Source organism: Sphingomonas sp. GV3, assembly GCF_031082075.1.
Lineage (GTDB): Bacteria > Pseudomonadota > Alphaproteobacteria > Sphingomonadales > Sphingomonadaceae > Sphingomonas > Sphingomonas beigongshangi.
This window is the reverse complement of sequence record NZ_JARWLE010000001.1, coordinates 400,171-418,687: the sequence shown is the minus strand read 5'-3', so window position 1 is coordinate 418,687 and position 18,517 is coordinate 400,171. Positions and strand designations below refer to the sequence as shown.

Sequence of the window (18,517 nt, the reverse complement as noted above, 5' to 3'; positions counted from 1 at the left end):
GCTCGAACGTCGCCGCGCTCTCGACGACCTCGGCGATCGTCTTCATGCCGACCCAGACGCCCGAGAAGCGCGACATGGCGATCCCCGCGAGCCCCAGCGAGAGGATCTCGGACACGTTGCTCGGCTGCAGGACCGGCATCATCACGGACTGGAAGATGCCGTCGGTCTGATGCGGAAACATGGAGGACTGGGCCGCGTGGTCGTCTCCACCAACCGCCAGGACGCCACCGAGCGCCGACGTGCCAAGCATGTTCGCGTTACGGAACGCGTCCCCGGTACGATCGACACCGTTGCCCTTGCCGTACCAGATGCCGAACACGCCGTCGGCACGGCTCGGTCCGAAGGCCTTGTGCATCTGCGCGCCCCAGAGTGCCGTGGCCGCCAGGTCCTCGTTCAGGCCGGGCTGGAACACCACGTCGCGCGCCTCGAGGTGCTTGCGAGCCTTCCAGAGCTGCTGATCGTAGGCGCCGAGCGGAGATCCCCGGTAGCCGGAGACCAGGCCTGCCGTATTGAGCCCCCTAGATCGGTCGAGGCGGCGCTGCATGAGCGGCAGGCGGACGAGCGCCTGGATTCCGGTCATGAAGGCGGGCCCGTTCTCGGCGTTGTAGATGGCTTCCAGGCTGGTGATACGATCAGGCTTCACGGCAAATCCTCTCGCCGCGAGAATACTCCCAATGGCTTGGCAAGTGTCTCCAAACTTGGCAGCCGTGGCGGCCGAGCGTAGTAATTATCACTAATAGCTAGGTCGTAAGAGGTGACGATGGACGCGGATGGAACGCTTGACGGATACGATCTTCGCATATTGCGGCGGCTGACGGAGGATGGCCGGATCACGTGGCGCGACCTGGCGGCCGAGATCGGCCTCTCCATGACGCCGACCGTGCGGCGCGTCCGGCTGCTCGAGGAGGCCGGATAAATCCGCGGCTACTTCGCGCAGCTCGACGAAGGCCGCCTCGCTGGAACGATGATCGTCTTCATCTCCGTCACGGTGGAACGGCAGATCCGCGAAGTTCTGGAAAGGTTCGAATCGGTCGTCGCCGACATTCCCGAAGTGATGAGCGGGTTCCTGATGACCGGCGGTGCGGACTACCTTCTGCGTGCGGTCGTGAAGGATCTGCAGCACTACCGCGACCTGCTCGAACAGCTGACCCAGATCCCGGGGGTGGCGCACATCCAGAGCAGCTTCGCGCTCAAGGCGTTCATCAATCGGCCGGCCCCTGCACTGGAGAGGAGGCAAACCTAGGACGCGCGCTGTATGCCCATGCCGCCATCGATCGCGGGACGCGACGTCGCCTTGCGGAAACGCACACCATCTGATCCGCCTAGCATAGTGCGCGTCGCTCGCACCGCGCGCTATCACGTCGTTCGGTGGACGGCCGAGAGGCCATGTTCGCGTGGGAGATGTGAATGACGGCGCGACTTGAGAAGGTTGGAGACGATACCGGCTCGAACGAACGGGTCCTTGCAGACGAAGCGATGATTCGACCGTGAGAGACCTTCGCCGTTCGAACAACCTGGCCGACCTGCGCCGTCTGGCGAGCCGGCGGCTGCCGCGGCCCATCTTCGACTACATCGACGGTGGAGCGGACGACGAATGCTCGCTACGCCGCAACGAGGCCGCGTTCGACGACTACGAGTTCATGCCGGACGTTCTCAACGACGTGTCGTCGATCACCACGGAGACGACGATTTTCGGGCAACGCTCGCGATGGCCGCTCATGCTCTCGCCGACCGGTCTGACGCGCATGTTTCATCCGCACGCGGAGCTAGCCGTAGCCCGTGCGGCGGCGCGTCACGGCCTGATCTATGCGCTGTCGACGATGGGCACCACGAGGCTGGAAGACCTCGCTGCCGCCTTCGCCGGGCCGAAGGTCTTCCAGATCTACATCTTCAAGGACCGAGGGCTCACTTCCGAGTTCGTGGCGCGCTGCCGCGAGGCGGGCTTCCACGGCCTGGCTCTCACGGTCGATACGCCGGTCGCCGGAAATCGTGAGCGTGATCGCGTGAGCGGCCTGTCCCTCCCGCCCCGCCTGACCCTGAAGTCGCTGCTGAGCTTCGCCATGCACCCGTCCTGGTCGCTGCCGGCGCTCACTGGCTCCAAGTTCGACCTCGCGAACGTCAGCCACAAGCTCGACGTGCTTGCCGGCGGCCCAATGAGCCTCTTCGACTATATCGGCGGCCAGTTCGACCGGTCGGTCACCTGGCGCGACGTCGAATGGCTGGCGAGGGAATGGAATGGTCCGCTCGCCATCAAGGGCATCATGACGCCCGAGGACGCCCGCAGCTCGATCGCCTCCGGAGCGACCGGCGTGATGATCTCGAACCATGGCGGGCGGCAGCTCGACGGCGCGGCCGCCCCCATCGATCAGGTAGCCTCTGTGCGGGAGGCGATCGGCGACGTGCCGGACGTGATATGCGACGGCGGCGTCCGCCGCGGCTTCGACGTGCTCAAGGCACTGTCGCTCGGGGCGACCGCATGCTCCATCGGACGTCCCTATCTGTACGGCCTGGCGGCCGGCGGCGAGGCGGGGGTCGATCGCGCGCTGACTTTGCTGTTCGAGGAGTTCGAGCGTAGCATGGCGCTCGCTGGCATCCCGGACGTGGGTTCGGTTTCGAGCCGTCACGTCAGGTGGCGTCGGACGCCGATGCCTGCGTAGCTGGTGACCGTTGATATGGCGGAGCGCAAGATTAACGAAGACGCTGGCGAGGCGGGAAAGTGAATAAGGCAGTGCTGTCAGCCTAATGCGAACCGCTCTTCACCCGATGCATGCCGGTCTTAGAGGGCTCCGGCCCAGCGTGAAACTGGCTGCCACACGGCCGGTGTAGCGGAGCGCCGTTCAAGATAGACCAAACGGTCTATAGTATATCGTGTCAGGCTGAAAGAAATCGTGGACGCTGACGTTGACAGATGTGAGTTTTTCGCGAGCTCCTCATCTGTCGGAGTCGCAGCATGGCTGCTCTTGTATTCGGAACGGCAAGTAACTTTGATCCACACGGCTGTTCGCCCGGCGATCCACCTCCTTCCGATCCCGGCAACCCAGCTCGTCCATGGCAGCACCATAGCTGTCGAACAGGCCGTCATGAATGAAGGGCAGCTTACCTCGTCACGCCGCTCCAAACCGGCCATTCTGGTTTCCACCAGCTTCGCCTTGACGGATGGCGAACATCGGGCTCATGTAGTCATGCACACGGGTACAAGCCGTGTGAACAAACTGATGGGTAAGCGATTTCCGAAACCCGCACAATTGCGTGCCTCGTTGCTGGAACAACGCCTTCCGTAGGGGTCACCATAAAGCGCTCGATCGCGGCGCCGATACTGGTGATCTCAAACCGATGTGAGACGTTCGTCTCTTTTCGCTGCGGGCTGGCATCAACGCCGTCGCCGAGGGGCATCCGCGCTTTCCTTGTCGGTTCGTCAGGCAGGTATCGACGACGCTTGCCCGCTGCCGCGCTGGCGATAGGGTCGCGTCGCGAATGCGACAGGATGCCATCATCATGAACGTTACGGGCGATCGGCGACACTTTCTCGGGGCTGCCATGCTGGTGCCGGCAGTCGGGGCGTCCGCCGCGCGCGTCCTCGCGGCTTCTGGCACGAGCGCGGGGCCGGGCATCGCGCTGGCCCTGGCCCGTGAGCGGTCGTCGCGGATCGGCAACCTTCGCTATGCCATCGCGCTCGATCTGACTGCGCGCGAAGCCGCGGTCGGGACGGTCGAGATCCGTTTCGACCAGACGCGCGGCGGCGGCGACCTGATCCTCGATTTCCGCGGTCTCTCGATCGGCGACCTCACGATCAACGGACGGCCCGCGCGCGCCGATATCGCCGACGGCCATGTCGTGCTGCCGGGATCGATGCTGAAGGGCGGCAGCAACGTCGTTCGCGCGCGTTTCGCGACGCCGATCGCCGCCGCCGGTGCGGCGATCATCCGCCATCATGACGACACGGACGGCGCGGACTATCTCTACACGCTGCTCGTCCCTTCTGATGCCAATCTGCTGTTTCCCTGTTTCGACCAGCCGGACCTGAAGGGGCGCTTCACGTGGACGCTCACCGCCCCCGCGGGCTGGACCGTGGTCGCGAACGGTCGCTCCCTGGCGAAGGACGCGGTCGGTGCCGGCACCCGCTGGCGTTTCGCGGAGACCGAGCCGATCTCCACCTATCTCGCCGCCTTCGCGGCCGGCCCCTGGGCGAGTTGGACCTCGGCGCCCGAGGGTCAGGGGGCGATCACCCTCTATGCCCGCGCGTCGCGTCGGGCGGAGGTGGACGCAGACGCCCAGATCGAGACCAACCGTTCCGCCGTCCGCTGGCTCGCGGACTGGTTCGGCGTCCCCTTCCCCTTCGCCAAGCTCGACCTCTTGCTCGCCCCCGCCTTTCCGTTCGGCGGCATGGAGCATGTCGGCGCGATCTTCTACAACGAGGACCGCTTCGTCTTCCGCGAGCCGCCGACGCTGCCGCAGCGCCTCGGCCGCGACGCGACGATCTACCACGAGATCAGCCACCAGTGGTTCGGCGATGACGTCACCATGCGCTGGTTCGACGATCTCTGGCTCAAGGAAGGGTTCGCCACCTACATGGCCGCGCGCATCCAGGCGGAGCTGCAACCCGGCAGCAACGCCTGGGCGACCTTTCTGCTGTCGACCAAGACGCCCGCCTATCGCGCCGATGCGACCAGCGGCACGCAGGCGCTGTGGCAACCGCTCGACAATCTCGATGCGGCGAAGAGCAACTACGGGCCGATCGTGTACAACAAGGCGCCCGCGGTCATCAAACAGCTGGCGTTCCTCGTCGGCGAAGCCGGCTTCCGGCGCGGCCTGCACGCGTTCCTGACCCGCCACGCCTATGGTAATGCCACGTGGCAGGAATTGCTGGGCGCGATCAGCGCGGCCTCCGGCGTCGACCTGGGCGCGTTCGGGCGCCAGTATATGCTTCGCGCCGGCCTGCCACGCGTCGAGACGCGGATGACGCAATCCGGCGGCCGGATCGGGTCGCTTGCGCTCGTCCAGCGGCCTGCGCAGACGCTTCGGGGCGACACCGGCGGCGCCTGGCCGATGAAGGTGCGCGTGCGGCTCGGCTATCGCGACCGTGCCGACGTCGTGCTCGACGCCGCCTTCAGCGGCGACACGGCGGTGGTTCGCGGCGCGTCGGGTCTTCCCGTTCCGGATTACGTGTGGCCGAACGACGACGACAAGGGGTACGGCCTGTTCCTTCCCGACGACCGCACCATCGCATGGATCATGACGCATGTCGGCACGGTGCGCGATACGTTGCTGCGCGCGTTGATGTGGGGCGGTCTGTGGGACACGGTCCGCGATGTCCGGCTGAGGCCCGACCGCTACCTCGAGGTGGTGCTCGACCGCCTGCCCGACGAGCGGGATGAGCAGATCTCCCGCGCGATCCTGTCGCGCGGTGCGACCGCCCTCAACGTCTATCTCGCCGACGACACGGCGGCCGCCCTGCGCCCGCGGTGGGAGCGCGCGCTGATCGCCCGTCTGGACGATACGCGGCTCGGGTACGGGTTGCGCAAGGACGCGCTCGACCGGCTCGTCGCAACGGCGCGAACGCCGCTCGCGCTGACGCGTCTGCGCGATCTGCTTGCCGGGCGGGCGACGTTCGCGGACGCGGCGATCCGCCAGCCGACACGCTGGGCCATCGTGACCCGACTTATCGCCATCGCAACGCCCGACTCGCAGCAATTGTACGAAGCCGAGCTACGCCACGACCAGTCGACCGAGGCGGTCAAGGATGCGTTCGTCACGCGCGCGGCGAGCTCCGACAGGAACATCAAGGCCGACTATTTCCGTCGCTATTTCGACGATCCGACGCTCAACGAGGCATGGGCGAGCGAGAGCCTGGGCCCGTTCAATACGATCGAGCAGGCATCCCTCACGCTGTCGTTCCTCCGCCCCGCCCTCGACCGGCTGGACTGGATACGCCAGAATCGGCGGATCTTCTTCCTGCCCGCGTGGATCGACGCGTTCATCGGCGGCCAGCGGGATGCCGCCGCGCTGGCGGTGGTCGACGCCTTCCTTGCGTCGCGCACTGCAGTGCCGCCGGACGTCCGCCGCAAGGTGCTGACCGCGCGTGACGAACTGGCGCTGACCGTCCGCATCCGTCAGGCGGCCGCCGGATCGGCGCAGCGCACGCCGTAGTCGCCGGCGGCACCACCCGATCGAGCGCGCGTTGTGGCACCATGATCCTGCTCGGCATGCCCCCTGCCCCGCCTGTCACCGCGACGGCTCCAGCCAGCGTGGCGGCGATGCGATGGCACAAGCGCGTCCTGTTGATCAGCGCGTCCGACGCGGACGATCCCCGGCTGGTCGAACAACGCGGCATGCTCCGGGCGTGGCGCACGGGTGCGGAGGATCGCGATCTGGTGGTGATCGAGATCCTGGGCGAAAGGGTGATCGGCACGGGGGACGGCGCGGACGCCTTGCGACGGCGCTACCGATTGCCCGCTTCGGGATTTGGCGTGGCGCTGGTCGGCAAGGACGGCGGCGTCAAGCTGCGCCGGTCCCGACCGGTCGACGCGCCGATGCTGGCGGAGACGATCGACGCGATGCCGATGCGCCGCGCCGGGGGACGTTAGCCTGCGATCCAGCCAGGCCAGATCGGGGCGGTGCCGGTCCGCTTTCGGGGCGCGCGATATTTGGCGTTCACACTCCCGCACCGGCATCGATGTGGCGGACGGCGGTGTGACGCCGCCACGATCTCCAGCGTCCCGCTAGGCCCGGTTTCGTCGCTGTGGGGCGGGCGAACGCGCCGCGCATCGAATAGAGCAGGACGCATGCCGCCAGGCTTCCGCAGACGGGGAGAGCGGTCGCGCTCGTCGTCAGCAACGTGCCACCCGGCACCAGCCGCCAAGCCAGGGCGACCGGCCCCGCGGCGACGATCGCCGAGAAGAGAAAGTTGCCCGAGGCCGCCGCCACCTTCAGCGTCGCCAGGAAGAGGCCGACGGGCGTGGCTTCTCCCCCCGCACCCTCCCTAAGCGTCCGCTGCACGATATCGGTCAGCAATGCCCAGATGGCGAGGTTCATGCCGCCGAACGACGCGCCTAGCCCCACCAGCAGCGCCGGCTCGGCGATCGAGGCGGGCGTGAGCGTCAATCCGGCCATCGCGGCGATCGCCGCGCCATGGGCGCCCATCGCGATCGTCCGGGGCGGGAGCCGCCGCGATGCCGCCATCCACAGGGGAAGCGTCAGCGATTGCGACAGCGTGATCGTCAGCAGCGCCGGTCCCGCCCAGCTTGGATCGGCATGAACCGCCTTGCCGTAGAAGGGCAGCGCACGCTGGAACAGGGGCACCAGCGCGGCCTGGAACGCTATCACGCACAGCAAGCGGCGGAAGGCGGCGTCCCGCGCATAATAGCGCAATGGGCGGTCGGGACGCACGTCCGCCGATGCCTGGGGGGCCTTGAGTCCGCGCGTCGCATAGAGCGCGCCGAACAAGGTCGCGACATAGAGCAGGCCGCCGCAAAGCGCACCGACGGCGAAGGAAGCCCGTTGTGCCTCGGGCAACGTGTGCGCCAGGCTCGATCCCGACGCCAGCGCGACGAGCGCGACACCGCCCGCGCTGAACAGCAGCCGCATGCCGGAGACGCGCGCGGCATCACCCGGTGCCGACGCCACCCGGATGAGCAAGGTATTGTGGCCGACGTCACACAGCGAATAGCCCAGGCGGCAGGCGATGATCGCCGCGGCGACCGGACCCGGCGCATGCAGCGCGAAGGCAAGCCAGAACCCGATCCCGCACAGGGGCGCGCCGACGACAATCAGTCGCCCCAGTCGGCCGCCCCCGTTGGAGCGGTCGGTCCAGCGCGCGACGACAAGATCGAACGCCGCATCCCAGAGCAATGTTGCGGCGAGCAAGGCACCGCCGACCAGCGGCGGAAAGCCACCGACGGAAACCAGGTAGAACAGCATGATGCTTTCGAAGCTGTTCCACACCACGCTCTTGCCCAGATTGGCCGCGCTGTAGCCGATCTGCATCGCGAGCGGATGCGACCGGGCGGACGCTTCGGCGGGGGCATCGGCGTTCATCGTTCGCCTTTTAGCCAGCCGGATTTTCATTTATTTGACACCGCGGAAATATAAAAGGCCCGTCCATGGCCCGCCCCCCACGCCCCCAGATCGCCCTGAGCGAACCACAGAAGCGCGTGTTGATGCAATTGCGGATCAAGGGAGCGGCCTCGCGCGGCTGGCTGGCACAGGCGTTGGGGACGAACGGGGCGACGATGACGCGGCTGACGCAGTCGCTGCTGGCGCTCGACCTCATCGAGGAGCTCGACCTGGCCGAGGAACGCGGTCGCGGACGGCCGACGATTCCGCTCGCGGTGTCCGGCCGCGGCGGCTGGGCGATTGGCGCCGCGCCTTATCCCGGATGGCTCGAGCTGGTGATCGTCGATTTCCGCGGCAACCCGGTCGTTCACGACGCGTCGCCGTTCGACGATCCGGATCCCCGCGTCTTCGCCCGCGCGGTGGAAGCCCGCCTGCACGCGCTCGCGGCGACGCATGGGTTCATGCGGGGGAAGTTCCTAGGCTTGGGAGTCGCGGTGCCCGGCTATGCCCTGCCCGGCCGTCGCGATCGGCGGATCGTCGTCGATCGTGTCGCGGGATGGAACGACGTCCCCCTGACCGAGGTGATTGGCGACGCGCTCGGGATGCCGGTCTGGATCGAGAACGACGCCAGTGCCGCCGCGCTGGGCGAATATTATCAGCCGGGCATCATCGATCGCTACCGCTCGGTCATGACGCTGTTCCTGGGGCATGGCATCGGCGGCGGGCTGATCGCGGAGCGTGACCTTTTCCTGGGCGAGCACGGCAACGCCGGCGAGGTCGGTCGGCTGTTTCCGGGCCACCGCGAACGGCCGTCGGGGATCGACCTGTTGCTCGTCTTGCGCGACGCCGGCGCGGCGATCGATTCGCTCGCACAGGTCGAGTGTCTGCTGGATCGTTACGCACCATTGATCGACCAGTGGACGCAACGCGTGATCGGGCAGTTGGACATGGCGATCATGAGCGGCACCGTATGGCTCGATCCCGGCGCGGTCGTCCTGTCCGGCGCGCTACCCATCGTCCTGCTGCAGCGAATCGCCCGGGGTCTCAGCGAACGCCTGCACGGGCGAGGCGACGGCTATCGCTCGTCGCTGCCGTCGATCCATGCCTCGACGATCGGCAGCAAGGCCGTCGTGATCGGCGCCGCGATGATCCCGGTCCACGCGATCACTGCGGCGGAGACGATGATGATTTAATTACCTGTAAGAAAATAATAGTGTCACATTCCGTCCCCACTGCGCCGCCATCGCAAGGCAGAGGGGGCTCGAATGAGGAACATGTTATTGGTCGGGGCAGCGGTGTGCGCGATGACGGCCGCCACCCAATCCGCGTCGGCACAGGACAAGGCGGATCGGGCGGCCACCACGTCGGACGCTCGCACCACGGCGCAGGACGAGGATCGCTCGGACATCATCGTCACCGGTTCGGCGCGCGAGCAGCGTCGCTTCGACGTGTCCTATGCGGTGAACTCGCTGTCGCAAAGCGACATCCAGAAGCTCGCACCCAAGAGCACGACCGACCTGATCGGCGCGCTGCCGGGCATCCATGTCGAGGCGACGGGCGGCGAAGTCCAGAACATCACGCGCGTCCGCGGCATTCCCACCGATCGTGGTTTCCTCTATTATCAGCAGGACGGTCTGCCGCTGTATCAGGAACTCGACGGCTACTTCTTCAACCAGGGCGACGGCATGAACCGCCTCGACCTGATGACCGACCGGGTCGAGGTCGTGCGCGGCGGTCCGGCACCGATCTACGCCAGCACCGCCGCCGCCATCGCCAACGTCATCACCGTCACCGGCACGGCGACGACCCGCGGCAAGGTTCAGGCCACGCTAGGCGACACCGGCTATTACCGGCTCGACGCCTATCAGGCCGGTCCGCTGTCGAAGGACACCTTTTACGCGATCGGCGGGTTCCTGCGCTACCATGACGGCTACCGCAATTCTGGCTTCCCGAGCGATCGCGGCGGTCAGATCCGCGCCAACATCAAGCACGATTTCGGCAACGGTTTCGTCAAGGTCACCGGCCAGTACACTGACGATCACAATCTCTTCTATCTGTCGATCCCGACCAACGACCCGCGCAACCCCGCCGTCAGCCTCAACCAGTACGTCGATTATTTCTCCGGCACGATCAACACGCCGGCGCTGCGGTCGGTGAACATCAAATATCGTGACGGCGCGGGCGTGATCCAGAATCAGCGCGGCGACCTCGCCAACGGCCGGCACATGATCTTCGGCAACGTCGGCTTGGATTACGAGGGCGACTTCGGCGACTGGCACGTCTCCGCCAAGGGCGGCTATACCCAGGGTAAGGTACGTTTCGACGCCTTCTACTCGACCTCCAACCCCGTCGACGCGACCACGTTCGCCAACGGCTTCCTCCCGGCGGCGACCACGGCGTTCGGTGCCGGGGTAGCGAGGATGGGCTATGCGTTCGCCGGCACCGGCGGTCAGACCGCGTACAACCCGGCAAACGATTCGGGGCTGGTGATGCAGGCCCAATATCGCTCGATCGCGAGCGATTTCACCTCCGCTCAGGGTGATCTGTCGATCACCCGCAAGTTCGAGACGGGGCTCGGCACGCACGACATCCGCATCGGCACCTACGGATCGCTGTGGGGCCAGACCAATTTCAACGTCTACCAGAACTATCTGGTCGAGGTGAAATCGCAGCCGCCCGTCCTCGACCTCGTCGCCTATTCCGCCAACAACGCCGTGCTCGGTTACGTCACGGACAATGGCGCGCTTACCGATGCGGCGTCGCTCGGCGGTGGCCATGCCGACGGCCAGTTGATCGCGCTCTACGGCACCGACACCTGGGACATCACCGACAAGCTGCGCATCGACGCGGGCCTGCGCCAGGAATGGTATACGTTCAGCGGCTTCGGCCGCGTCACCGGCGCCTACAATCTGGGTGACGCGACGACCCTGGCGGACAACAGCACCCGCGGCTTCACCGGCGCGATCAACAGCAATCGCATCAAGCTGAACGCGACCAACTGGACGGTCGGCGCGAATTACGACGCCAACGGCCATATCGGCATCTATTTGCGCGCCTCGCAGCTTCAGGTGCCGCCGACGTCGAACATCGTCACCAACGTGCCGCTGCCGGCGGTGATCTCCACCAAGGCCAAGTTGTACGAGGCCGGCGTGAAGCTGCTGACGGGCGGGTCCTATCTGTATATCACCGGCTTCTACACCCGCTTCGACCCGCTCAATGCCAGCTTTGCCGCGTTCAACCCCGTGACGGGCCGCGCCGATGTCACAACCAACTTCGTCGGCATCGCAGAGAACAAGGGCCTGGAGGCGGACGGCCTGTTGCGCGTCCGCGGACCCTTCTCCCTGGCCGGTTCGGTGACGTTCCAGAACCCGCGCTACCTCAACTTCACCAGCAGCACGGGCGCGGATGCACGCATCGCGAACGGCAAGCAGATCATTCGCGAGCCCAAGCTGTATCTGAACGTGCGCCCGACGCTGGACTTCACCGCCGGCGACGCGAAGATCAGCGTGTACGGACGGTACGATTACGTCGGCAGGCGCTTCACCGACTTCGGCAACACCACCGCTTTGCCGGCCTATGGCTCCTTCGGTCTCGGCGGCATGCTAACGTCGGGTGACTGGCAGTTCCAGGTCGCCGGCGACAACATCACCAATGCGCACGGCTTCACCGAGGGCAACACGGCGGGGGACCGGTTCGGCCAGGGCGTACCCACCGCCATCTTCGGGCGGCCGCTATTCGGCCGCAACGTGCGCCTGATCGTCAGCCGCAAATGGTAACCCCACGGAGGATGTCCCCCCACCGTGGCGCCTGACGCGGGCGGCCCGTCGCGGCCGCCCGCCTTTTTCGATGGAAATGTTCATGCAACGCCTGCTCCTCGCGGCCGTCACCGGTCTGCTCGCCTGTTCCGCCGTTCAGGCGGCGCCGCCGGATGCACTTCGTCGCATCCGCGATCCGCGCGGCGGCCTGATCGTGATCGCGCATCGCGGCTGCCATGAAGCCGCCCCGCTGCACGGGTTGGGTCCTACTCCCGAAAATTCCGCCGCCGCGCTCGCGCAATGTGTCGCATTGGGTGCCGACGTGATGGAAACCGACGTCCGGCGCAGTCGGGACGGTGCGCTCGTGATCATGCACGACGAGCGTGTCGACCGCACCACCGACGGCACGGGTCGGGTCGCCGACCTTACCCTCGCGCAGCTCAAGGCGCTGCGACTCCGACAGGACGAGGGCGGTCCGGGTGCGCCGCTGTCGGATCAGCGCGTCCTTACCCTCGACGAGATATTGGCGCTCGCGAAGGACGGGATCGTCCTCAACCTCGACGTCAAGGACGCGATCTACGGGGAAGTCGTCGATGCCGTCCACCGCGCCAGCGCAACCGATCGCGTCATCGTCAAGACGTCCGCCGGAATGGCCTCCGTGCCGCTTGCATCGATCCCGCCCTATGACCGTGTACCCTTTGCGGTCATCCCGATCACCGGTGACCCCCGGGCGGCGGATGTCGCCGGAATCATCGACAAGCAGATGCAGGGCCCGACCCGGCCGATCGCGATCGAGCTGCCGATACTGCCGGTCACCGCGCTTCCCGCCATCACCACGCGAGCCAAGGCGCTCGGCGTTCCGATCTGGATCAACACGCTGTTCCACGGTTTCGTGACGGGGATGGGCGGCGATCCGGAGGCGCGGCACGACCCGCAGGCGGTATGGGGTCGACTCGCCGATCAAGGCGTACGCCTGTTCCAGACGGACGCGGTCGAAGCCCTCCTCGCCTATCGCACCACGTGGGAGCGGGCGCGCCGCTGACCTTGCCATGCGCCGCGCCGTCGTGCTTCGGGCAGGGTCTTCAGGCAAGGACCAGCATGGCGAAGCGCAAACGCTATCTCACCGCGACGATGCCGGATGGCTACGTGAAGACGATCGGTCCGACGGCCGCGCCGCTCACGCATTACTGGCGGATAGTTGCCGTGACGGCGGACGGCAAGACGGAGGTGTTCTGGGGCCATGCGAAATCGCTGCGCGAGACGACCGGGAAGCGCGCCGCGGCAGCGGATGCGGAGCGGCAGCGCGGCTGGCGCAGCTATGGGTTCGAGGCCGTCGAACTGGTCGAAAGCGCCGACCCGCCGCTTGCCTGAGCGCCGTCGGATCGCTCGCGATGCGCTGGCCTAAGCTGCGGCGGGCCGCGACGTAACGGGTCAGCCGGCCAGGGCGGCCGTGGTCGCCCCGTCCGCGTCGATCCAGCCGATGCCTCGCTCCGCCAGCCACGCATCCTGATAATAGGTGCAGGCATAACGGTCGCCGCCATCGCATAGCAGCGTGACGATGCTCCCCCTTTCGCCCCGCGCCGCCATCTCCTCGACGATCCGAAGGCACGCCCATAGGTTGGTACCCGTCGACCCGCCGACGTTGCGGCCGAGACGCCGGGACAGGGCACGCATGGCGCCGATGCTGTCGGCGTCGGCGACGGGGATCATGCGGTCGATTACGCTGGGGACGAAACTCGGCTCCACGCGGGGGCGGCCGATACCCTCGATACAGCTGCAGCATCCCTCCGGCAGCACGGTCTCGCCGCGATCGGCGAAGTGACGATGAAAGATCGAATGCTCGGGATCGGCGACGCACAGCCGGGTCGCATGGCGGCGATAGCGCAGGAATCGCCCGATCGTCGCCGACGTGCCACCGGTTCCCGCGCCACAGACGATCCATGACGGGGTCGGATAGCGCTCCTCCGCCATCTGCGCGAAGATGCTTTCGGCGATGTTGTTGTTGCCGCGCCAGTCGGTCGCGCGCTCCGCATAGGTGAACTGGTCGAGATAATGACCGCCCGTCTCGGCCGCGAGCCGGTGCGCGACGTCATAGACGGAGCGCGGATCGTCGACGGCATGAATCTCGCCGCCGTGGAAACGGATCGCGTCGAGCTTGGGCGCGGCGGTCGAGGCCGGGACGACGGCGATGAAACGCAGGCCGAGCATGCGCGCGAAGTAGGCCTCGCTGACCGCGGTCGAACCCGACGATGCCTCGATCACGGTTGTCCCCGGACCGATCCAGGCGTTGCACAGCGCATAGAGGAACAGGGATCGGGCCAGCCTGTGCTTCAGGCTGCCGGTAGGATGGCTGCTCTCGTCCTTGAGGTACAGGTCAATGCCCGGATAGCGCGGCAGCGGCAGGTGGATGAGGTGCGTGTCCGCCGAACGGTTGAAGTCCGCCTCGATCCGTCGCACCGCCTCGTCGAGCCAGGCGCGCCGCGTCGCCTCGCATCCGTTACCGCCCCGCGCCATGCCGTCCCCCGCCTCAATCCGCTACAGAACCGTCCGAACCCGCCATAACTCGGGAAACAGCACGACGTCGAGCATCCGTCGAAGATAGGCGACACCCGACGCGCCGCCGGTCCCGCGCTTCAGGCCGATGATCCGCTCCACCGTCGTGACGTGATTGAAGCGCCAGCGGCGGAAATAGTCCTCGAAATCGACCAGCTTCTCGGCGAGCTCGTACAGGTCCCATTGCCCCGCGGGATCGGCATAGATGCGCGCCCAGGCGTCGACCAGCGCCTCGCTTTCGCCCCGCTGGTCGGCAAGGTCGCGGCGCTCCTGCTCCACGGCGAAGCCGCGACGCGCGAGCAGGCGGATCGCCTCGTCGTACAGGCTCGGCCGCGCCAGGATCGCGCGCAGCCGCGCATCCAGGTCGGCGCGGTGCGCATGCGGTTTCAGCATCGCCGCATTGCGGTTGCCGGCGACAAATTCGATCGCGCGATACTGGTAGGACTGGAAACCGGAGGACTGACCCAGCGAGGTGCGGAATTGCGAATATTCCGAGGGCGTCATCGTGCGCAGCACGTCCCACGCGCCGTTCAGCTGCTCGAAGATGCGTGCGACGCGGGTCAGCATCTTGAAGGCGACGTCGAGCCGGTCGCTCGCGATCGCCGCGCACGCCGCCTCCATCTCGTGCAGCGCGAGCTTGAGCCACAATTCGCTCGTCTGGTGCTGGACGATGAACAGCAGTTCGTCGTGCGCATCGGACAGCGGATGCTGCGCATCGAGGATCGCGTCCAGCGACAGATAGTCGCCATAGGACATGCGCCCGCGAAACGACATCTCGGCGCCGTCGCCGGCGGGGTCGTAGGGGCGGTCGCTCACGTCACCGCCTGCCGCACCTGGTAGCGGGGATCGCGCCATGCCTCGCTCGTCATGATCTCTCCCAGGATCGCCGCGCCGCGCGCCACCTCCGCATGGCCGAGATACAATGGCGTGAAGCCGAAGCGCAGGATGTCGGGCGCGCGCACGTCGCCGATCACGCCGCGATCGATCAGCGCCGCCATGATGGCATAAGCATCGGGATGGCGGAACGACACCTGGCTGCCCCGCCGGCGGCCGTCGCGCGGGCTGGCAAGCGTCAGCGTCGGGCAGCGTGCCTCCACCTCGGCGATGAACCGCTCCGACAGGTCGAGCGAGGCGGCGCGGACGTCGGCCATCGACACCCCGTCCCAGACGTCGAGCGCCGCCTCGAGCGCGGCGAGTGCGATGACCGGCGGCGTGCCGACGCGCATCCGCTCGATCCCCGCGCCGGGGCGATAGTCCGGAGCGAAGGCAAAGGGTTTCTCATGACCCATCCAGCCCGCGAGGGCAGGTCGCGCGTCGTCGGCATGGTCCGGCGCGACATAGATGAACGCCGGGGCACCCGGGCCGCCGTTGAGATATTTGTACGTGCAGCCGACTGCGAAATCCGCGCCGGCGGCGGACAGGTCGACGGGGATCGCGCCGGCCGAATGCGCCAGGTCCCAGACCGTCAGCGCACCGGCCGCATGCGCGTGCGCGGTCAACGCCGCCATGTCGTGCAACCGTCCGGTACGATAGTCGACCTCCGTCAGCATCACCGCGGCAACGTCCTCGTCGATCGCGTCTGCGACCGCCTCCGGCGCGACGACGCGCAACGCATGCCCCTGCCCCATCGTGTCGAGCAGCCCCTGGGCGATGTACAGGTCGGTCGGGAAATTACCGCTGTCTGACAGGACGATCCGACGCTTCGGCCGGAGCGCGAGCGCGGCGGCAAGGGCCTGATAGACCTTGATCGACAGCGTGTCGCCGACCACGACGCTGCCCGCGGGCGCGCCGATCAGCCGGCCGATGCGATCCCCGACGCGTGGCGGCTGCGCCATCCAGCCCGCATCGTTCCAGGCCCGGATCAGCCGCTCGCCCCATTCCGCGCGGATCGTCCGCTCGACGCGTGCCGCCGCCGCGCGGGGCAGTGGTCCCAGCGAGTTGCCGTCGAGGTAGACCAGCCCCTCCGGCAGGTCGAACGCAGCACGCGTCGCGACGAAATCGGTCATGCAAGCCCGCGGCGGATGAGCAGTGCCTCGACATCGGCGTCGCGACCGCGGAACGCGCGGAAACTGTCCGCCGCCGGTCGGCTCGCACCGCGCGCCAGCACCTCGTCGCGGAAGGCATCGCCGGTCGCCCGGTCGACCAGCCCCGCCTCCGCGAACCGCCGGAAGCCGTCCGCCGCGAGGACCTCCGCCCACAGGTAGCTGTAATAGCCCGCCGCATAGCCCCCCGCGAAGATGTGGCTGAAGGCATGGGGAAAGCGATGCCAGGCAGGGGGGCGGATCACCGCCACCTCGTCACGAACCGCTTCCAGTACCTCGATCGGATCCGACCCCATCGTGCCCAGGTGCAGCAACAGGTCGAACAGCGCGAATTCGACCTGCCGCACCACGAACAGCGCGGAGTGATATCGGCGCGCCGCCACCAGCTTCTCGAACATCTCCGGCGGCAGGGGCGCCCCGGTCTTGTAATGACCCGACATGCTGGTCAGCACCGCCCGGTCCCAGGCGAAATCCTCCATCAACTGGCTCGGCAGCTCGATCGCGTCCCACTCGAAGCCGCTCGTGCCGGCGATGCTGGGCCGATCGACGCGCGTGCACAGGTGATGCAGGCAATGCCCCGTCTCGTGCAGCAGCGTGACGACGTCGTTGTGGCTGAGCAGCGACGGCGCGTCCCCGCTCTTCGGCGCGAAGTTGCAGACGAGATAGGCGACCGGCACGCCGATCGTGTTGCCGTCGTTGAGCCGGGGCCGTGCCTCCGACATCCACGCGCCGCCGCGCTTGCCCGTCCGGGCATGAAGATCGACGTAGAGGCCCGCGAAGACGCGTCCCTCGTCATCCGCCACGTCGTAGTAATGCGCATCCTCGTGCCACAGCGCGACGTCGTCGCGCGGCGCGAGCCGGATGCCGAACAGGCGGTGGAGCAGCGCCTGCCAGCCCTCGACCACCCGCTCGACCGGGAAGTGGGCCCGCACCGCTTGCTCGTCGACCGCATAGCGCGAGGCACGCAGCCGTTCGCTGGCGAAGCCGACATCCCACGGCTGGAGGTCCGAAATCCCGAGCTCGTCCGCGGCGAATTCGCGCAGTTCGGCCAATTCCCGTTCCGCGATCGGTTTCGCCCGCCGCGCGAGGTCGCGCAGAAAGGCCAGTACTTCGGCCCCGTCGGGCGCCATCTTCGTTGCGAGCGACCATGCGACGGGATCGGTGAAGCCGAGCAGCCGTGACAGCTCGTGGCGCAGCTCGAGGATCCGCGCGATACGGGGGCCGTTGTCGAATTGGCCGGCATGCGGCCCCTCGTCCGAAGCGCGGGTGCCGAAGGCGCGATAGACGCGCGCGCGCAGCGCACGGTCCTCCGCGAACGTCAGCACGGCATTGACGCTGGGTGCGTGCAACGTGACGAGCCAGCCGTCGAGACCCTTGGCCTTCGCCGCCGCCGCGAACATCGCCAGATCGGCTTCCGACAGACCCGCCAGCGTCGCGGGATCGGTGACATGCTCGCTCCACGCATCGGTCGCGTCGAGCACCGCGCTGCCAAAGGCGGTGGCCAGCTGCGACAGCTCGACCGACACGGCGGCGAAGCGTTCGCGCTCCGCCGCGTCCAGCGCGACGCCCGACAGGCGGAAGTCGCGCAGCGCGTGCTCCACCGCGACGCGATCCGCGCGCGGCAGCTCGGCGAAGGCGGGCGTCGCCGACAGCGCGACCAGCATGTCGTAGATGCCGCGGTCCTGGCGCAGACGCGTGCTCGCCTCGACCAATTTCCCCATGCCCTCGGCATAGGCGGCGCGCAGCGCCGGCGTGTCGGCGACGCCATGCAGATGCGATACTGCCGACCACAGCGCGTCGATCGCGTTGCCGACCCGCTCCAGCGGCATCCACGCCTCCTCGAACGTGGTCGGTCGGTCGCGCGCGAGCATAGCCACCGTCGCATCCTGGTCGGCGATCGCTCGCTCCAGCGCCGGCAGGATCGCATCCGGCGTCAGTGCGTCGAACGGGGGCAAATCGGTGGGAAGCAGCAACGCGGAACTCGTCATCGTCATCCTCTCGACGGGCTCGATCCGACCGGATCGGGCCATGGTGGCAGGCCGAACATAGGGGCTTCACCGCGTCTATGCACGCCGCCTTCGGCCGAAATCCGGGACCGCGCCGGGGAACCTTCAC

Annotated in this window: 16 protein-coding genes; 11 read left to right on the top strand and 5 right to left on the bottom strand. The window is 67.4% G+C overall.

Annotated features, from left to right (window positions below; all coding sequences use genetic code 11):
- The first annotated feature begins 44 nt into the window (after positions 1-44).
- The 7 genes from RF701_RS01955 (at position 45) to RF701_RS01925 (ending at position 6,584) form a co-directional block, all read left to right on the top strand.
- Positions 45-170, top strand: coding sequence for a hypothetical protein (locus RF701_RS01955; protein ID WP_308813899.1), 126 nt, complete (start codon positions 45-47; stop codon positions 168-170).
- A gap of 26 nt (positions 171-196) precedes the next feature.
- A complete protein-coding gene (locus tag RF701_RS01950; RefSeq protein WP_308813898.1) occupies positions 197-724 on the top strand; it encodes a hypothetical protein in 528 nt (175 codons plus the stop codon).
- Positions 725-760: 36 nt separating this feature from the next.
- Positions 761-916: an AsnC family transcriptional regulator gene (locus tag RF701_RS01945; protein WP_308813897.1), complete on the top strand. Its 156-nt coding sequence runs from the start codon at positions 761-763 to the stop codon at positions 914-916.
- A 48-nt stretch (positions 917-964) separates the two neighbouring features.
- Positions 965-1,243 (top strand): Lrp/AsnC ligand binding domain-containing protein, encoded by a 279-nt coding sequence (locus tag RF701_RS01940; protein ID WP_308813896.1) that lies wholly within the window; start codon positions 965-967, stop codon positions 1,241-1,243.
- A 244-nt stretch (positions 1,244-1,487) separates the two neighbouring features.
- Complete coding sequence (locus tag RF701_RS01935) at positions 1,488-2,657, top strand: alpha-hydroxy acid oxidase (protein WP_308813895.1); 1,170 nt, start codon at positions 1,488-1,490, stop codon at positions 2,655-2,657.
- Between the two features lie 838 nt (positions 2,658-3,495).
- A complete protein-coding gene (locus tag RF701_RS01930; protein WP_308813894.1) occupies positions 3,496-6,147 on the top strand; it encodes a M1 family aminopeptidase in 2,652 nt (883 codons plus the stop codon).
- A gap of 41 nt (positions 6,148-6,188) precedes the next feature.
- Positions 6,189-6,584 (top strand): DUF4174 domain-containing protein, encoded by a 396-nt coding sequence (locus RF701_RS01925; protein ID WP_308813893.1) that lies wholly within the window; start codon positions 6,189-6,191, stop codon positions 6,582-6,584.
- A 67-nt stretch (positions 6,585-6,651) separates the two neighbouring features.
- Here the strand turns inward: RF701_RS01925 and RF701_RS01920 are convergent, their stop codons facing one another.
- Positions 6,652-8,034, bottom strand: a complete 1,383-nt coding sequence (locus RF701_RS01920) for an MFS transporter (RefSeq protein WP_308813892.1) — start codon at positions 8,032-8,034, stop codon at positions 6,652-6,654.
- Between the two features lie 65 nt (positions 8,035-8,099).
- Between RF701_RS01920 and RF701_RS01915 the strand changes: the two genes are divergently transcribed.
- From RF701_RS01915 to RF701_RS01900, 4 genes are all read left to right on the top strand, one after another.
- On the top strand, positions 8,100-9,245 hold the full coding sequence (locus tag RF701_RS01915) for an ROK family transcriptional regulator (protein ID WP_308813891.1): 1,146 nt from the start codon (positions 8,100-8,102) through the stop codon (positions 9,243-9,245).
- 111 nt (positions 9,246-9,356) lie between these two features.
- Positions 9,357-11,828, top strand: a complete 2,472-nt coding sequence (locus tag RF701_RS01910; protein ID WP_308813890.1) for a TonB-dependent receptor domain-containing protein — start codon at positions 9,357-9,359, stop codon at positions 11,826-11,828.
- Between the two features lie 82 nt (positions 11,829-11,910).
- A complete protein-coding gene (locus RF701_RS01905) occupies positions 11,911-12,849 on the top strand; it encodes a glycerophosphodiester phosphodiesterase family protein (RefSeq protein ID WP_308813889.1) in 939 nt (312 codons plus the stop codon).
- Between the two features lie 56 nt (positions 12,850-12,905).
- Positions 12,906-13,178: a hypothetical protein gene (locus tag RF701_RS01900; protein WP_308813888.1), complete on the top strand. Its 273-nt coding sequence runs from the start codon at positions 12,906-12,908 to the stop codon at positions 13,176-13,178.
- Between the two features lie 60 nt (positions 13,179-13,238).
- Here the strand turns inward: RF701_RS01900 and RF701_RS01895 are convergent, their stop codons facing one another.
- The 4 genes from RF701_RS01895 to RF701_RS01880 are packed head-to-tail and all read right to left on the bottom strand — an operon-like array spanning position 13,239 to position 18,390.
- Entirely contained in the window at positions 13,239-14,321 is a 1,083-nt protein-coding gene (locus RF701_RS01895) for a PLP-dependent cysteine synthase family protein (protein WP_308813887.1), read from the bottom strand.
- 21 nt (positions 14,322-14,342) lie between these two features.
- The gene (kynA, locus tag RF701_RS01890; protein WP_308813886.1) at positions 14,343-15,176 is read right to left on the bottom strand and encodes a tryptophan 2,3-dioxygenase; all 834 of its coding nucleotides are present in this window, start codon (positions 15,174-15,176) and stop codon (positions 14,343-14,345) included.
- Positions 15,173-16,366 (bottom strand): kynureninase, encoded by a 1,194-nt coding sequence (gene kynU / locus RF701_RS01885; RefSeq protein WP_288934750.1) that lies wholly within the window; start codon positions 16,364-16,366, stop codon positions 15,173-15,175. The genes kynA and kynU overlap by 4 nt, the downstream gene beginning before the upstream one ends.
- Entirely contained in the window at positions 16,363-18,390 is a 2,028-nt protein-coding gene (locus tag RF701_RS01880; RefSeq protein WP_374758578.1) for a M3 family metallopeptidase, read from the bottom strand. The genes kynU and RF701_RS01880 overlap by 4 nt, the downstream gene beginning before the upstream one ends.
- Positions 18,391-18,517: the final 127 nt, after the last annotated feature.

Excerpts from the sequence above, each read along its gene's own strand:
- RF701_RS01955 (WP_308813899.1), top strand. The coding sequence starts at position 45 with ATGCCGACCCAGACGCCCGAGAAGCGCGACATGGCGATCCCCGCGAGC.
- RF701_RS01905 (WP_308813889.1), top strand. The coding sequence starts at position 11,911 with ATGCAACGCCTGCTCCTCGCGGCCGTCACCGGTCTGCTCGCCTGTTCC.
- RF701_RS01940 (WP_308813896.1), top strand. The coding sequence starts at position 965 with ATGATCGTCTTCATCTCCGTCACGGTGGAACGGCAGATCCGCGAAGTT.
- RF701_RS01880 (WP_374758578.1), bottom strand. The coding sequence starts at position 18,390 with ATGACGAGTTCCGCGTTGCTGCTTCCCACCGATTTGCCCCCGTTCGAC.
- RF701_RS01915 (WP_308813891.1), top strand. The coding sequence starts at position 8,100 with ATGGCCCGCCCCCCACGCCCCCAGATCGCCCTGAGCGAACCACAGAAG.
- RF701_RS01925 (WP_308813893.1), top strand. The coding sequence starts at position 6,189 with ATGATCCTGCTCGGCATGCCCCCTGCCCCGCCTGTCACCGCGACGGCT.
- RF701_RS01920 (WP_308813892.1), bottom strand. The coding sequence starts at position 8,034 with ATGAACGCCGATGCCCCCGCCGAAGCGTCCGCCCGGTCGCATCCGCTC.
- RF701_RS01900 (WP_308813888.1), top strand. The coding sequence starts at position 12,906 with ATGGCGAAGCGCAAACGCTATCTCACCGCGACGATGCCGGATGGCTAC.
- kynU (WP_288934750.1), bottom strand. The coding sequence starts at position 16,366 with ATGACCGATTTCGTCGCGACGCGTGCTGCGTTCGACCTGCCGGAGGGG.
- RF701_RS01930 (WP_308813894.1), top strand. The coding sequence starts at position 3,496 with ATGAACGTTACGGGCGATCGGCGACACTTTCTCGGGGCTGCCATGCTG.
- RF701_RS01945 (WP_308813897.1), top strand. The coding sequence starts at position 761 with ATGGACGCGGATGGAACGCTTGACGGATACGATCTTCGCATATTGCGG.
- RF701_RS01910 (WP_308813890.1), top strand. The coding sequence starts at position 9,357 with ATGACGGCCGCCACCCAATCCGCGTCGGCACAGGACAAGGCGGATCGG.
- RF701_RS01895 (WP_308813887.1), bottom strand. The coding sequence starts at position 14,321 with ATGGCGCGGGGCGGTAACGGATGCGAGGCGACGCGGCGCGCCTGGCTC.